This window comes from Enorma shizhengliae (assembly GCF_009676995.1).
Lineage (GTDB): Bacteria > Actinomycetota > Coriobacteriia > Coriobacteriales > Coriobacteriaceae > Enorma > Enorma massiliensis.
The window spans coordinates 1-14,009 of sequence record NZ_VTFZ01000002.1 but is presented as its reverse complement, the minus strand read 5'-3'; the positions used below and the strand labels follow the sequence as shown (position 1 = coordinate 14,009).

The 14,009-nt window shown below is 63.7% G+C and carries 13 protein-coding genes and 1 rRNA gene; 10 read left to right on the top strand and 4 right to left on the bottom strand.

Annotation, left to right across the window (positions count from 1 at the left end; genetic code table 11):
- Window positions 1-149: 149 nt before the first annotated feature.
- The 10 genes from GJE22_RS02475 (at window position 150) to accD (ending at window position 9,833) form a co-directional block, all read left to right on the top strand.
- Entirely contained in the window at window positions 150-1,142 is a 993-nt protein-coding gene (locus GJE22_RS02475) for a beta-ketoacyl-ACP synthase III (RefSeq protein ID WP_144687671.1), read from the top strand.
- 121 nt (window positions 1,143-1,263) lie between these two features.
- The gene (locus GJE22_RS02470) at window positions 1,264-1,500 is read left to right on the top strand and encodes an acyl carrier protein (RefSeq protein ID WP_019128652.1); all 237 of its coding nucleotides are present in this window, start codon (window positions 1,264-1,266) and stop codon (window positions 1,498-1,500) included.
- A 1-nt stretch (window position 1,501) separates the two neighbouring features.
- Complete coding sequence (gene fabK / locus GJE22_RS02465) at window positions 1,502-2,446, top strand: enoyl-[acyl-carrier-protein] reductase FabK (protein WP_144687670.1); 945 nt, start codon at window positions 1,502-1,504, stop codon at window positions 2,444-2,446.
- A complete protein-coding gene (locus GJE22_RS02460; RefSeq protein WP_144687669.1) occupies window positions 2,434-3,393 on the top strand; it encodes an ACP S-malonyltransferase in 960 nt (319 codons plus the stop codon). The genes fabK and GJE22_RS02460 overlap by 13 nt, the downstream gene beginning before the upstream one ends.
- 1 nt (window position 3,394) lies before the next feature.
- A complete protein-coding gene (gene fabG / locus GJE22_RS02455; RefSeq protein WP_144687668.1) occupies window positions 3,395-4,162 on the top strand; it encodes a 3-oxoacyl-[acyl-carrier-protein] reductase in 768 nt (255 codons plus the stop codon).
- Between the two features lie 132 nt (window positions 4,163-4,294).
- Window positions 4,295-5,536, top strand: coding sequence for a beta-ketoacyl-ACP synthase II (fabF, locus tag GJE22_RS02450; protein ID WP_019128656.1), 1,242 nt, complete (start codon window positions 4,295-4,297; stop codon window positions 5,534-5,536).
- Between the two features lie 2 nt (window positions 5,537-5,538).
- On the top strand, window positions 5,539-6,057 hold the full coding sequence (gene accB, locus GJE22_RS02445; protein WP_144687667.1) for an acetyl-CoA carboxylase biotin carboxyl carrier protein: 519 nt from the start codon (window positions 5,539-5,541) through the stop codon (window positions 6,055-6,057).
- Complete coding sequence (locus GJE22_RS02440; protein WP_019128658.1) at window positions 6,058-6,483, top strand: 3-hydroxyacyl-ACP dehydratase FabZ family protein; 426 nt, start codon at window positions 6,058-6,060, stop codon at window positions 6,481-6,483.
- 298 nt (window positions 6,484-6,781) lie between these two features.
- On the top strand, window positions 6,782-8,134 hold the full coding sequence (locus GJE22_RS02435) for an acetyl-CoA carboxylase biotin carboxylase subunit (RefSeq protein WP_144687666.1): 1,353 nt from the start codon (window positions 6,782-6,784) through the stop codon (window positions 8,132-8,134).
- Window positions 8,124-9,833, top strand: a complete 1,710-nt coding sequence (gene accD, locus GJE22_RS02430; protein WP_144687665.1) for an acetyl-CoA carboxylase, carboxyltransferase subunit beta — start codon at window positions 8,124-8,126, stop codon at window positions 9,831-9,833. The genes GJE22_RS02435 and accD overlap by 11 nt, the downstream gene beginning before the upstream one ends.
- Window positions 9,834-9,949: 116 nt before the next feature.
- Here the strand turns inward: accD and uvrB are convergent, their stop codons facing one another.
- The 4 genes from uvrB to rrf all read right to left on the bottom strand — a co-directional run bounded on the left by uvrB (window position 9,950) and on the right by rrf (window position 13,817).
- Window positions 9,950-12,205, bottom strand: coding sequence for an excinuclease ABC subunit UvrB (gene uvrB / locus GJE22_RS02425; protein ID WP_144687664.1), 2,256 nt, complete (start codon window positions 12,203-12,205; stop codon window positions 9,950-9,952).
- Window positions 12,206-12,309: 104 nt separating this feature from the next.
- Window positions 12,310-12,897 (bottom strand): lytic transglycosylase domain-containing protein, encoded by a 588-nt coding sequence (locus GJE22_RS02420; protein ID WP_235895752.1) that lies wholly within the window; start codon window positions 12,895-12,897, stop codon window positions 12,310-12,312.
- Window positions 12,884-13,570: a dephospho-CoA kinase gene (coaE, locus tag GJE22_RS02415; protein ID WP_144687662.1), complete on the bottom strand. Its 687-nt coding sequence runs from the start codon at window positions 13,568-13,570 to the stop codon at window positions 12,884-12,886. The genes GJE22_RS02420 and coaE overlap by 14 nt, the downstream gene beginning before the upstream one ends.
- Window positions 13,571-13,702: 132 nt before the next feature.
- Window positions 13,703-13,817, bottom strand: a 5S ribosomal RNA gene (gene rrf, locus GJE22_RS02410).
- Between the last annotated feature and the right edge of the window lie 192 nt (window positions 13,818-14,009).

The window sequence follows — 14,009 nt, the reverse complement described above, 5'->3', positions numbered from 1 at the left end:
AGAGCGCCGCGAAGCGCAAATTTCGCCCTGAGCGCCCCCGTGCGAGGCGATTCTTCGCTAGCATTATAGCGGTTGACGTTAATTAACGTTTCGTCAATAAGCAGGCGTGACATCGCTTGCTTCGAATTGCACCGCGAGCATGGAGGATCATGGCCTTCCACATCACCGGAACGGGCTCGGCGCTGCCGCAGCGATCCGTCACCAACGATGAGCTTTCGAGCTTTCTCGACACCTCAGACGAATGGATTGCCGCCCGTACAGGCATCCGCGAGCGTCGCATCTGCACCACGGAGACCCTTGACGAGCTTGCGATCGCCGCATGCCGGCGCGCGCTCGATGCGGCCGGGATCACCGCCGCCGACATCGACCTCATCGTGTGCTCGACGACCTCCGGCGATCATCTCATGCCCGCCGAAGCCTGCGCCATCGCCGAGGGCCTCGGCGTGGACTGCCCCGCCTTCGACGTGTCTGCCGCATGCGCCGGCTTCGTCTTCGCGCTCGATATCGCAGACGGCTTCTTTGTTCGCGGGCGCAGCCAGCGCGCCCTTATCGTCTCGGCCGAGAAGATGTCACGCATCCTCGATTGGTCAGATCGCGCTACCTGCGTGCTCTTCGGCGACGGTGCGGCGGCGTGCGTCGTGGAGGCGGGCGGCGAGAGCCCGCTCGCGATCAACCTGGCATGCAAGCCGAATCTCACCGCCCTCGCCGTACCCGGCGTCACGGGGAACTCTCCGTTCGACGAGACCCGCGACGGGAACGGCGCGCGCTCGGCTGGCGCAACGGCCCAGGCCTGCTCCCTCACCATGAAGGGGCAGCAGGTGTTCAAATTCGGCGTCACCACCATCTGCGACGCCGTGAACGGCCTCTGCGAACAGGCGGGCATCGAGGTCTCTGCAATCGACCACTTCATCTTTCACCAGGCCAACGAGCGCATCCTCGCGGCAGCGAGCGCGCGGCTCGGACTCGACGACACCAAGGTTGCGCGCACGCTCGCGCACACGGGAAACATCTCGAGCGCCTGCATCCCCTATACCATCGACACCCTCGCCCGCAACGGCGAGCTCAAACAGGGCGAGCTCATCGCCCTCGTGGGCTTTGGCGCCGGGCTCGACACCGGCTCCTGCCTTATGCGCTGGAGCTGACCGCGTTCTATGAGACGGATGAGACAGATTGACCCGGTACAACTGTCTCATTTCGTGCACCACCCTTGTTGTCCACGGCGCAACGGGCGCCGGGAAGATACCAACCGTAAAGGAGTACACCATGGCTGAGTCCACCACCTTCGAGCGCATCTGCGACATCATCCGCGACAACGGCGGCACCGCCGACATGGAGCTCACCCCCGAGACCAAGCTCGCCGACGCGGGCCTCGATTCCCTCGCCACCGTCGAGGCCGTCATCGCCTGCGAAGACGAGTTCGACATCGAGATCGAGACCGACTCCAACCCGGAGACCGTGGGCGAGTTCGTCGAGCTCGTCGAGTCCCTCATGGAGAACTAACATGCTCCACACCCCCATCTGCGACCTTCTGGGCATCGAAAAGCCCGTCTTCCAAGGCGGTATGGCCTGGATCGCCGACGCGAGCCTTGCCTCTGCCGTCTCCGAGGCGGGCGGCCTGGGAATCATCGCTGCCATGAACGCGAACGCCGAATGGCTCCGCAACGAGATCCACGAGCTTCGCGCCAAGACCGATAAGCCCTTCGGCGTGAACGTGATGCTCATCAGCCCGTTTGCCGACGAGGTGGCCCAAGTGGTCATCGACGAGCAGGTGCCCGTCGTGGTCACCGGTGCCGGCAACCCCACCAAGTACATGAAGGCTTGGGTGGCCGCAGGGATCAAGGTCGTACCGGTCTGCGCCTCGGTGGGCCTGGCCCGCATGGTCGAGCGCGCCGGAGCCACGGCCGTCGTGGCCGAGGGCGGCGAGTCCGGCGGCCACGTGGGCGATGCCTCGACGATGGCACTCGTCCCACAGGTCGTTGACGCCGTGAAGATCCCCGTCATTGCTGCCGGCGGAATCGGCGACGGACGCGGTATGGCGGCGGCCCTTATGCTGGGCGCCCAGGGCGTCCAGGTGGGCACGCGCTTCCTCGTGGCCAACGAGTGCACCGTCTCCGAGGAGTACAAGGAGCGCGTGCTCAAGGCCAAGGACATCTCGACCATCGTGACCGGCCGTCGTACCGGGCACGCCGTCCGCTGCCTCAAGACCCCCTTCACCACCACCTTCGCCAAGAAGGAGAACGAAGGGGCCCCCGTTGAAGAGCTTGAGCAGATGGGGGCGGGCGCGCTGCGCAAGGCCGCCAAGGACGGCAACTACGAGGAGGGCTCGTTCATGTGCGGCCAGATCGCCGGCATGGTGCACGAGCGCCAGAGCGCTGCCGAGATCGTGGACGACCTTGTGAACGGCGCCGAAAAGCTCCTGAAGGAGGCTCCCGCATGGGTCAGGTAGCATTCCTGTTCGCGGGCCAGGGCGCACAGCACCCCGGCATGTGCATGGAGCTTGCCGAGCGCGAGCCCGCCGCCCGCGCCGTCTTCGAGACGGCGGACGCCGCGCGTCCCGGCACGAGCGCCCAGTGCTTCGAGGGCACCCAGGAGGAGCTCAACGACACGGCGAACACCCAGCCATGCGTCTTCGCCGCCGACCTCGCCTGCGCCCGCGCGCTCGAAGCGCATGGCGTGGCGCCGGCCGCCGTTGCCGGCTTCTCGCTCGGCGAGGTAGCTGCGCTCACCTTCGCCGGCTCCTATACCGACGCCGAAGGCTTCGCGCTCGTATGCCACCGCGCTGAGCTCATGGCCGCTGCCGCCGAGGCGCACCCCGGTGCCATGCGGGCCATACTGAAGCTCGATGCAGAGACGGTGGAGGAACTCGCCCAGCAGGCGGGCGAAGCATGGCCCGTGAACTACAACAGCCCGCAGCAGACCGTGGTTGCCGGCTCGCCCGAGGCGCTCGAGCAGCTCGACGCCCTTGTGCGCGACGCCAAGGGCCGCTCGATGCCCGTCGCCGTCTCTGGAGCGTTCCACAGCCCGTATATGGCCGAGGCGTCCGAGAACCTGGCCGCCTACCTCGCCGAGGGCCATGCCCCGGCTGCACCGCAGGTGCCCGTCATCGCAAACCGCACCGCCGAGGCCTACCCCGCGGGCGACACCGCCGAGGATACTACGGCGCGCGCCGCGCTCCTTGCCGAGCAGGTGTCTCACCCCGTGCAATGGGTCCGCACCCTGCGCGAGCTCGAGAGCCGCGGCATCGACACCTTCATTGAGGTGGGCCCGGGCAAAACGCTCACCGGCCTCGTGAAGCGCACCCTCAAAGGCGCGACTGCGCTTACCTGCGAGACGCCCGAGCAGCTCGACGCCGTACTCGAGGCGCTCGGCATGACCGACGCGAAGGAGGCATAAGATGGCTGCCACCGAAACCACTGCATCCGCCGACGCGCGCCGAGTAGCGCTCGTGACGGGCGGTTCGCGCGGCATCGGCCGCGCCATCTGCCTCGAACTCGCCCGCGCCGGCATGGGCATCGCTGTGGTCTACGCCGGCAATGAGGAAGCCGCCCAGGCCACCGTCGCCGCCGTGGAGGAACTCGGGCAGGCTGCCCGCGCCTATCGCTGCGATGTCGCCTCCGCCGAGGAGGTCGATGCCACCGTCAAGCAGGTCATCGCCGACTTCGGCGGCGTGTGGGCGCTCGTCAACAACGCCGGCGTCACGCGCGACACGCTCTTGGCCCGCATGAAGGAAGACGACTTCGAGCGCGTTATCGACGTCAATCTCAAAGGCGCCTATCACCTGGTGCGCGCCCTCACGCGGCAGTTCATGCGCCAGCGCGGCGGCCGCATCATCAACATGAGCTCCGTTGTGGGGCTCATGGGCAATGCGGGCCAGGTAAACTACGCCGCCTCCAAAGCAGGCCTCATCGGCCTCACCAAATCCGTCGCCCGCGAGCTCGCCGGGCGAAACGTCACGGTTAACGCTGTTGCGCCCGGATTCGTTGAGACCGATATGACCGCCGCCCTTCCCGAGGCTGCCCGCACGGCATACGAGCAGCAGATTCCACTCGGCAGGCTCGCGAGCCCCGAGGAGATCGCCGCGCTCGTGGGCTTCCTGGCGAGCGATGCCGCAGCCTACATCACCGGTGAGGTCATCCGCTGCGACGGCGGCATGGCGATGTAGCGCGCCAACAGACGGGACAAGGTGTCAGGCTCGCTTGCCCCGTCTCGCCCAACCGCCCGGAAGCAGGCGAAACGAGCTTGCGGCGAACGAGTCTGACGCTTTGTCCCACGCACGCCTAAGAGGAGTTTGAACATGGAACACAGAGTGGTCGTCACCGGCATGGGCGCGGTCACGCCCGTCGGCAACAGCGCCACCGAGACCTGGGACGCCTTCATCGCTGGAAAGAACGGCATCGGCGCCATCACGCGATTCGACACGACCGACTTCAAGGTCAAGGTAGCCGGAGAGGTCAAGGACCTCGATTGCGCCGAGCGACTCGGATGCAACACGCGCCACATGGATCTCTTCGTCCAGTACGCACTCGTCGCCGCCGACGAAGCCATCGCGCAAGCCGGTCTTGACGCCGAGGGCTCCTGCGATCGCGACCGCGTGGGCGTCTACGTTGGTTCGGGCATCGGAGGCATGAAGTCCTACACCGACAATGTCGACGTCATGCGCGCCCGCGGCGCACGCCGCGTCTCGCCCTTCATGATTCCCATGATGATCGCGAACATGGCAGCCGGCGAAATCGCCATCCGGCAGAAGCTCTACGGCCCCACCCTGCCCGTGGTGACCGCCTGTGCCACCTCGGCGCACACGATCGGCGAGGCGTTCCGCGCCATCAAACACGGCTACGCCGACGCCATCGTTGCCGGTGGCTCCGAGGGAGCGCTCGTGCCCGAAGCCGTGGCCGGTTTCACGAACGCCAAAGCGCTGACCAAGAATCCCGACCCCGAGACGGCGTGCCGCCCGTTCGACGCAGGCCGCGACGGCTTCGTGATGGGCGAGGGTGCAGGCATCGTCGTGCTCGAGGAGCTCGAGCACGCCCGCGCGCGCGGAGCCAAGATTCTGGCCGAGGTCGTGGGCTACGGCAACACCTGCGACGGATACCACATCACGAGCCCCGACCCCGAGTCGCGCGGCATCACGCGCGCCATCGTCGAGGCTATGGAGGGCACCGGGCTCGACGCCGCCGAGGGCCTTTACATCAACGCCCACGGCACCTCCACCAAGCTGAACGATGCGTCCGAGACGCGTGGCTTCAAACTTGCGCTCGGCGAGGAGGCAGCCCGCGCGGCGCACATCTCTTCCACCAAATCCATGACCGGGCACATGCTCGGCGCGACGGGGGCCGTCGAGGCCATCGCCTGCGTCGGCGCGCTCACCGAGGGAATCATCCCTCCCACGATCCACTACGCCGAGGCCGACCCCGAGTGCGACCTCGATTACACCCCCAACCAGGCCGTTTCGGCACAGGTGCGTTGGGCGCTCTCCACGAACCTCGGGTTCGGCGGGCACAACGCGGCTCTGGCGTTCAAAGCATACGAGGACTAACCATGCACATCGATTCAAAGAAGCTCAACGAGGTCGCCGCGCTCATGGAGGACCATGGCCTTACGCGCGTGCGTCTCTCAGAGGAAGACGGACGCGTGGTCGAGCTGGAGCGCATGACCGCCCCGGCGCCCGAAGCCATCGCCGTCCCGGTCGCCGCGCCCATGGCCGCCGCAGCGACCCCCGCGGCTGCCCCCGCTGCCCCAGCGATCATCGCGCCAACCGAGGCGCCGGCACCTGCTGCCGAAACCGCACCGGCCCCTACCGCCACTAGCACCATCTCCGTCGAGGCCCCGATGGTCGGCGTATTCTATGCAGCTCCCTCACCCGGCGCCGACCCGTTTGTCAGCGTGGGCTCCACGGTCCACGTCGGCGACACGCTCTGCATCATCGAGGCCATGAAGCTCATGAACGAGGTCGTTGCAGAAGCCGACGGTACCATTTCCGAGATCTGCGTCCAGGACGGGGACCTCGTGGAATTCGGCTCCTGCATCATGAAGATCGTCCCAGGCGGTGAGGCGTAGATGAAGCGCGACGAGCTCAAGAAGATTCTCCCCCATCGCGAGCCGATGCTTCTGCTTGATGAAGCCGAGGTTGTCGACGGCGTCGCTCACGGACGAATCACCATCACGGGCGACGAGTTTTTCGTTCAGGGCCATTTCCCCGGCAACCCCGTCGTTCCCGGCGTGATCCTCTGCGAGATGCTCGCCCAGAACTGCTGCGTGCTCATGGGTGATGGCCTTTCCGGACAGGAAAATGTGACACCGTTCTACACGAGTCTCGATAAGGTTCGCTTCAAGCACCCCGTGCGCCCTGGGGACACCGTGGAGCTCACGTGCCAGATTACGCGGCACCGGGGCCCCTTCTACTTTGCGAGCGGCGAGGCACGCGTCGGCGATGCGCTCTGCGTGACGGCCGAGATGTCTTTCGCCCTCATGCCCGCAGAATAGCGCCCGGATACGCTGCGGGCGGGCGAGATGGCGCCTGGAGCAACCTTCGCCGCCAGGCATCCGCTCATCCCGCCTGCCCTCAACGCACTTTTTTCGAAAATCCACAATTTTGTGGCAGTTATTTCAACTATGAACGATTGAGGCCGCCATGCCACGCCCCAAACGTCTCAATTAAGCCTCTTAGTCCCTCCGCACGAAGCGCTTTCCTGCAGTTTTGTGCTTGAGCGCCGATCGCTAGGCAAAATATTATCCGCGCAATCGTTCATAGTTGAAATAACTGCCAATTTTGGAGGCATCGATGTTCAAGAAGATCCTCATCGCCAACCGCGGCGAGATCGCGGTGCGCGTCATCCGCGCGTGCAAGGAGATGGGCGTCCAAACCGTAGCTGTCTACTCCACGGCCGACGCGAACGCGCTCCATGTACAGCTCGCCGACGAGGCATATTGCATCGGCGGGCCGCGTCCGCAAGATAGCTACCTTAACGAAGATGCCATCCTGACTGTCGCCGTCGCAAGCGGAGCAACCGCCATCCATCCCGGCTACGGCTTTCTTTCCGAGAACGCAGGGTTCGCGCGCCGTTGCCGCGAATGCGGCGTGGTGTTCGTGGGGCCGTCGCCCGAAGTAATCGAGCGCATGGGCGACAAGGATGCCGCGCGCCGTTGCGCCAAGGAGGCCGGCGTGCCCATCGTCCCCGGCTGCAACCTGCTCAAGAGCGCCGAAGAAGCCGAACGGGAAGCCGAGCGCATCGGCTGCCCGGTTCTCATCAAGGCGCGCGCGGGCGGCGGCGGACGCGGCATCCGCAAGGTCGAGCGCGCGCAAGACGCCGGCAAAGCTTTTACCGAAGCCCACGCCGAAGCCGAGGCCGCCTTCGGCGACGGGGAATGCTATATGGAGAAGTTCGTCGCCCCCGCGCACCATGTCGAGGTGCAGGTGCTCGCCGACGCCCATGGCAACGTGGTCACGCTTGGCGAGCGTGAATGCTCGGTGCAGCGCCGAAACCAGAAGCTCCTGGAGGAAAGCCCCGCGCCGTGCCTCGAGGGTCGCGACGACATCCGCGAGCGCATGTACGAGGCAGCGCGCAATTTGGCGCGCGCAGTCGGCTACGAAGGGGCGGGCACGATCGAGTACCTATACGCAGACGACGGCAATTTCTACTTCATGGAGATGAATACGCGCCTGCAGGTCGAGCACCCCGTCACCGAGTTTGTAACCGATATCGACCTGGTTAAGTGGCAGCTTCGCGTGGCTGCGGGCGTCGAGTTCCCCTATGCGCAAGACGAGATCATGCCCGCAAAGCGATCCCATGCCATCGAATGCCGCATCAACGCGGAGGGCCCCGCGCCCGACTACCGCCCCTCCTGCGGCACCATCCACTCCATGCATGTGCCCAACGGCCCATGGGTGCGATTCGACTCGTCTCTCTATCCCGGCGCCGTCGTGCCACCGTACTACGATTCGATGCTCGGCAAGCTCATCGTGCGCGCGGGCACACGTGAAGAGGCCATCCGCAAGATGCGCTCGGCGCTCACCGAACTCATCATCGACGGCGTCGACGCTAACACCGAGCTTCAGCTCGATATCCTCTCGAACCCTGAGTTCCTCTCCGGCATCTATCACACGAACCTGATGGAGCACCTCTATGAAGACTAAGCAGAAGGGCATCAACAAGCTCGAGGGCCCCGTGACGGACATCCCCATCGAGCTCCCCGAGCGCCGTGCCTATGTCAAATGCCCTGGTTGCCGGCGCATCATCGACCTCGAGCAGCTTGAGGCATCGCACGATGTCTGCCCGCGCTGCGGCCACCACATGCGCCTTGGCGCGAGAAAGCGCCTCGAGGCCACCGTCGATGCCGGCAGCTTCGAAGAGTGGGATGCCGAGCTTGAGGCAACGGACATCCTCGCATTTCCCGGTTATACCGAGAAGCTCGAGCGCGCCCAGCGTTCAACGGGCGATAAAGATGCCGTGCTCTGCGGGCGCGCCACGATCGGCGGCGAACCCTGCGCCATCTTCATCATGGATGGCGACTTCATGATGGGCTCGATGGGTTCGGTCGTGGGCGAGAAGATCTGCCGCACCTTTGAGCGAGCCGCTGAGCTTCGCCTGCCGGTCGTAGGTATTACCGTCTCCGGTGGTGCCCGCATGCAGGAAGGCACCACCTCGCTTATGCAAATGGCCAAGGTCTCGGGAGCGCGTGCGCGCTTCGCCAAGACGGGCCTCCCCTACCTCGTACTCCTCACCGATCCAACCACGGGCGGCGTGACGGCCAGCTTCGCCATGGAGGGCGACATCATCCTCGCCGAGCCCGGTGCGCTCATCGGCTTCGCAGGGCCGCGCGTCGTGGAACAGACCACCCACAAGCGCCTCCCCGCCGGCTTCCAGCGTTCAGAATTCCTGCTCGAGCACGGCTTTCTCGACCTTATCGTCGAGCGCGAGAACGTCCCCGCAACCCTCTCCGAGCTCCTCGCGCTCCACGCCGGACGCATTCCCGCAGCCGATGCTCCGCACGTTCTGCCCGAGCGACATGAGCCGCACACGCTCCTCAAGAAGGCGGGCCGCAAGCGCCGGCGTAGCGGCAATGAAGCTCCGAGCGCATACGATATCGTGCAGGCAGCCCGCTCGGTGGAACACCCCACCGCCCTCGAGCTTATCGAGCTCGGCTTCGACGGATTCATCGAGCTCCACGGAGACCGGTACTTCAGCGATGACCCCGCCATCGTGGGCGGCATCGCATGGGTCGGCGACCAGGTGTTCACCGTCATCGGCACCGAGCGCGGTCGATCGACCAAGGAGCGCGTCGCGCGCAACTTCGGCTCCGCCCACCCCGAGGGGTACCGTAAGGCTCAGCGCCTCATGAAGGAGGCTGAGCGCTTCGGAAGGCCCGTCCTCTGCCTTATCGACACTGCAGGGGCGTACTGCGGAATCGGCGCCGAAGAGCGCGGACAGGGCGAAGCCATCGCCTCGAACCTCGTCGTCATGTCTGAGCTCGAGACGCCCATCGTGAGCATCGTCGTGGGGGAAGGGGGCTCGGGAGGCGCTCTTGCGCTCGCCGTTGCCGACCGCGTGCTCATGCTCGACAATGCAGCCTATTCCGTGGTAAGCCCCGAGGGCTGTGCGTCCATTCTCTGGAAGACCACCGATCGCGCCGCCGACGCCGCAGAGGCTCTCGCGCTCACCGCGCCTCGCCTCGCTGAGCTTGGCATCGTTGACGGCACCATCACGAGCTCCGGCACCCATCGCGAGCTCGCTGAGCGCATCATCGACCGGGTCACGCACGAGCTCGATGAGCTTGCATCCCTTAAGCCCGACGCCCTTGTCGAGGCCCGTCAAGCCAAATTCCGCGCGATGTAAGGGCACCGAGCTTCTCGACACGCTGATCCCCGGAAATCAGCGAAGCTGATTTCTGCGGAATCGCGCACCGAGAAGCTCGGCACCGAAAACTCCGCAGGCCGGACGCACTCCGCGCGCTAGTGCTTCATCTTGGAGCGCGCGCCGGGGCGCTTGCGGCCCGAAGCGAACACGCTCCCCTTGCGCGCGTTCCTGCGCAGCGCCTCCATGACCGCGTCCTCGCTTTCGCCCTCGAGCATTGCCTTGATGTGCACGATCGCGTCGCGCAGGCGCGCCGCCTCCTCGAAGTCCATCGCTTCGGAAGCGCTCCGCATATCGTCCTCCATGGTGGCCACGATGCGCTGCACCTCATCGCGCGGCAGGTCGGCGAGCTCCTCGGCCAAGCGCTGTCCCGTCGACGCCGCAACACCGGGCGCTTCCTCAGCGCCGGCGCCATCAGCCGATGGCGTGAAGAACTCGCCATGCCCAAGCGAGTCACCGCGCGACCGGTCGCGCTTGCCAACGTTTTCCGCCGCCTCGGCGATAAAACTCGAGATGTCGTTGATGGCCTTTCGAACTGTCTTGGGCTTGATTCCATGCTCCTCGTTGAACGCCATCTGAATCGAGCGGCGACGATTGGTCTCGTCAATCGCTTCGTGCATGGAATCGGTAATGGTATCGGCATACATGATGACTTCGCCATCGGCGTTTCGAGCCGCGCGGCCGATGGTCTGGATGAGGGAGCGCCGGTTGCGAAGGAACCCCTCCTTGTCGGCGTCCAAAATGGCCACGAGCGATACCTCAGGCAGGTCGAGGCCCTCACGCAACAGGTTAATGCCTACGAGCACATCAATCTTCCCCTGGCGAAGGTCGCGCAATATCTCGACACGGTCCATCGTCGCCGTATCCGAGTGCATGTAATTCACCTTAATGCCCGCGTCGAGCATGTGGTCGGTAAGGTCTTCCGCCATCCGCTTGGTGAGCGTCGTCACGAGTACGCGCTCATGGCGAGCGGTGCGAACCCGAATTTCATCGAGCAAGTCGTCAATCTGACCGTGCACCGGGCGAACATCGATCTTGGGGTCCAGAAGGCCCGTAGGTCGAATGATCTGCTCCACGTTGTTCTGGCTCACGCGCAGCTCGTAGTCGCCCGGGGTCGCGCTCACATAGATGAACTGTGGCACACGGGCCTCAAACTCATCGAAGCGCAACGGCCGGTTATCGAGGGCCGAAGGCAAGCGGAACCCATGCTCCACGAGCGTCACCTTGCGCGAGCGGTCGCCCTCGTGCATGCCGCGAATCTGCGGCACGGTAACATGGCTCTCGTCGATGATGCAGATCATGTCCTTGGGGAAGTAATCGATCAGCGTATATGGAGGTTCGCCGGGCTTGCGGCCATCGAGGTGACGCGAGTAATTCTCGATGCCGTTGCAATAGCCCATGGTCTCGAGCATCTCAAGATCGTAGCTCGTGCGCTGTTCCAGGCGCTGCGCCTCAAGAAGCTTATCGGCCGCCTTGAGCTCGGCGACACGATGCTCCATCTCGGTTTCGATCGATTTCACCGCAGCGGCTACCTTGGGTTTCTCCGTCACGTAGTGCGAGGCGGGCCACACGGGAATAGCGTCGTACTCGCGCAGAATCTCGCCGGTGACTTCGTCGATCTCGGCAATGAGCTCAACTTCGTCTCCGAAGAACTCGAAGCGAAGCGGATGCTCCGCATACGGGGGAAACACGTCGACGGTGTCACCACGCACGCGGAATGTGCCTCGAGCCAGATCGAAGTCGTTGCGGTCGTATTGGATGTCAATGAGCGCATGGATGAAGTCGTCGCGTTCGAGGGGCTCCCGCTTATCGACGTTCGGAGCAAGACCAGCGTAATCCTCGGGCGAGCCAATACCGTAGATGCACGACACCGAGGCAACCACGATCACGTCGTTGCGAGAGAGCAACTGGGAGGTCGCCTGATGCCGGAGCATCTCGACCTCCTCGTTAATCGAAGCGTCCTTTTCGATATAGGTATCGCTCTGCGGCACATAGGCCTCGGGCTGGTAATAGTCGTAATAGGAGACGAAGTACACGACCGCGTTATGGGGAAAGAACTCCTTGAGCTCGCTTGCCAGTTGGGCCGCAAGCGTCTTATTCGGCGCCATGACGAGCGTCGGCTTGCCCAGCGCTTCGATAGTCTTCGCCATGGTGTAGGTCTTTCCCGAACCAGTCACACCGAGAAGGACTTGATAGCGGTCCCCGCGCTCCACGCCCTCTACGAGCGAGGCGATGGCTTGCGGCTGGTCGCCCGAAGGCTCAAAGGGGCTCACAACCTCGAAGCGCGCAGGTTCGCTCGCAGCCCCAAATCGACGCAGCTCGCCGCCGACGCGCTCAACCTCGAACGAACTCATGAGACCTCCTCAAACTGGTTGCCGCACATACTGGGCGCGGCGGGATGAAACGCGCGGTTACGACGCCGAATTAGGGTCAAAGCTTAACGATACGGCCCTTTTACTCACATACCCTCAAACGTGCCAGCATAGAGCTCCTGATAGCGCTTATGGGCGTTTTTCACGCGAATGAGATATGCCTGCGTCTCGGGAAAGGTAATCGCGTTATGAAGCGCTGTAGCAGCAGATGCCCATTCCTCAACGTTACTCAGCCCTGCATTATAGGCAGCGATTGCATAGTCAGTCGAGCCGTTGAAGTAGTCGATAAGGTATCTAAGGTAGGCGCAGCCGAACATGATATTCGTCTCGGCATCGGAAAGGTCCTCGGGATCATACTCCGAGCCATCAACAAGGCCCAAGCGAACCATATCGCTCGCCGTATCGGGCATGAGCTGCATGAGGCCCTGCGCACCACGGTAGGATTCAGCTTCGGAATCCCAGTTCGATTCACACTCGATAACCGCCGCCACAAGATACGGATCTACGCTATATTGAGCACTCGCTTTGCTGATATAGTCCTGATACTCCAAGGGATAAAACGGCCGAAGCAGCAAAGAGGGAGCGCTCGTATATCCAAAGGAAATGAGCCCGAAAAGCAAGACGAGGCAAAGCGGAATAACCCGGAACCACCCAAAAGCTCTAAGCGCGCTCACGAGCAGCTCCCAGCTTATCCTGAATCTCCTGCAAGCGGAATGAAGCATCTGAAGGCTCTTTGAGGGCGATATCGTGATGCTCCGCCCATGCATCAATGGCAGAAAGAAGCCCGGCCATATCGTCTACATTTTCAATAACATAATCGGCAAGGGAGCAGAGCTCGTCCTCGGAAGGCTGCGCCTGCGAGCGCGCATCGAAATCCTGAATCTGCATTCCGCGGGAAAGGGCGCGTTCGCGGCGCAGTTCCTCAGGAGCGGAAATGGCGACGATTTCATCCGCAAGATCAAATACATCAACAAATGACTTCGGAACAGAAATCTCAACTACCGCCAAGCTGCATGATGGACCGCTTGCCGCACAGCAGAAAGGCGGAACAAGCATGCGCGCAAGTCGCTCCTTAACGTGGGGATGAACGATTTGGTTGAGAAGTTCAGTATGCTCAGAGTCGCTAAATGCAGAACGAGCGAGCTCAGAAGTAATGATGCAGCCGTCCTCATCGAGAATATGCATGCCAAACGCGCAGGCGAGATCGTTAACAATCTCGGACTCGGGCTCGTAAAGCGACTTAGCAAGATCGTCCAGATCAATGCGCCATGCACCGCGAGAAGCAAGATAGCGTGTCGCCAACGATTTACCCGAAGCAATATTCCCGATAAAAAATGCTGTAAACACGGAAGGTCCTCCATGCGCTCGCCAACTACTGGACTATATAGGATACGATTATTGGGAGCTCTACATACAAAAAAAGGCTTTTGGATAACCAAAAGCCTTTAATGTTAAGCGAACGGCTCGGTGCCGTCCACCGGTCAGCGGCGCCCTGCCCTCCCACGGTCTACACCGCAGTACTCTCGGCGCTCGGGGGCTTAGCTTCCGGGTTCGGAACGGGACCGGGCGTACCCCCCCTGCCATGGCCGCTGACCGGTGGGCGGCGCCCGCCGGCCCGGGGAACCTACGCCCCCGCGTGCCCTCAGGGCCGCACAGCGCGTAGCGCGACCTCCCGGAACCCGTGGGGAGCGCCCGAGCGGCGGCGACCGCCGACCATCCCGGCGGGCCCGTCGAGCGGGTGAAGAGCTCGGGCGATTAGTACCGCTCGGCTGAGGCCGTCGCCGAC

Bases quoted from the DNA above. Each gene is read 5' to 3' on its own strand.
- GJE22_RS02475 (WP_144687671.1), top strand. From the start codon at position 150: ATGGCCTTCCACATCACCGGAACGGGCTCGGCGCTGCCGCAGCGATCC.
- GJE22_RS02470 (WP_019128652.1), top strand. From the start codon at position 1,264: ATGGCTGAGTCCACCACCTTCGAGCGCATCTGCGACATCATCCGCGAC.
- fabK (WP_144687670.1), top strand. From the start codon at position 1,502: ATGCTCCACACCCCCATCTGCGACCTTCTGGGCATCGAAAAGCCCGTC.
- GJE22_RS02460 (WP_144687669.1), top strand. From the start codon at position 2,434: ATGGGTCAGGTAGCATTCCTGTTCGCGGGCCAGGGCGCACAGCACCCC.
- fabG (WP_144687668.1), top strand. From the start codon at position 3,395: ATGGCTGCCACCGAAACCACTGCATCCGCCGACGCGCGCCGAGTAGCG.
- fabF (WP_019128656.1), top strand. From the start codon at position 4,295: ATGGAACACAGAGTGGTCGTCACCGGCATGGGCGCGGTCACGCCCGTC.
- accB (WP_144687667.1), top strand. From the start codon at position 5,539: ATGCACATCGATTCAAAGAAGCTCAACGAGGTCGCCGCGCTCATGGAG.
- GJE22_RS02440 (WP_019128658.1), top strand. From the start codon at position 6,058: ATGAAGCGCGACGAGCTCAAGAAGATTCTCCCCCATCGCGAGCCGATG.
- GJE22_RS02435 (WP_144687666.1), top strand. From the start codon at position 6,782: ATGTTCAAGAAGATCCTCATCGCCAACCGCGGCGAGATCGCGGTGCGC.
- accD (WP_144687665.1), top strand. From the start codon at position 8,124: ATGAAGACTAAGCAGAAGGGCATCAACAAGCTCGAGGGCCCCGTGACG.
- uvrB (WP_144687664.1), bottom strand. From the start codon at position 12,205: ATGAGTTCGTTCGAGGTTGAGCGCGTCGGCGGCGAGCTGCGTCGATTT.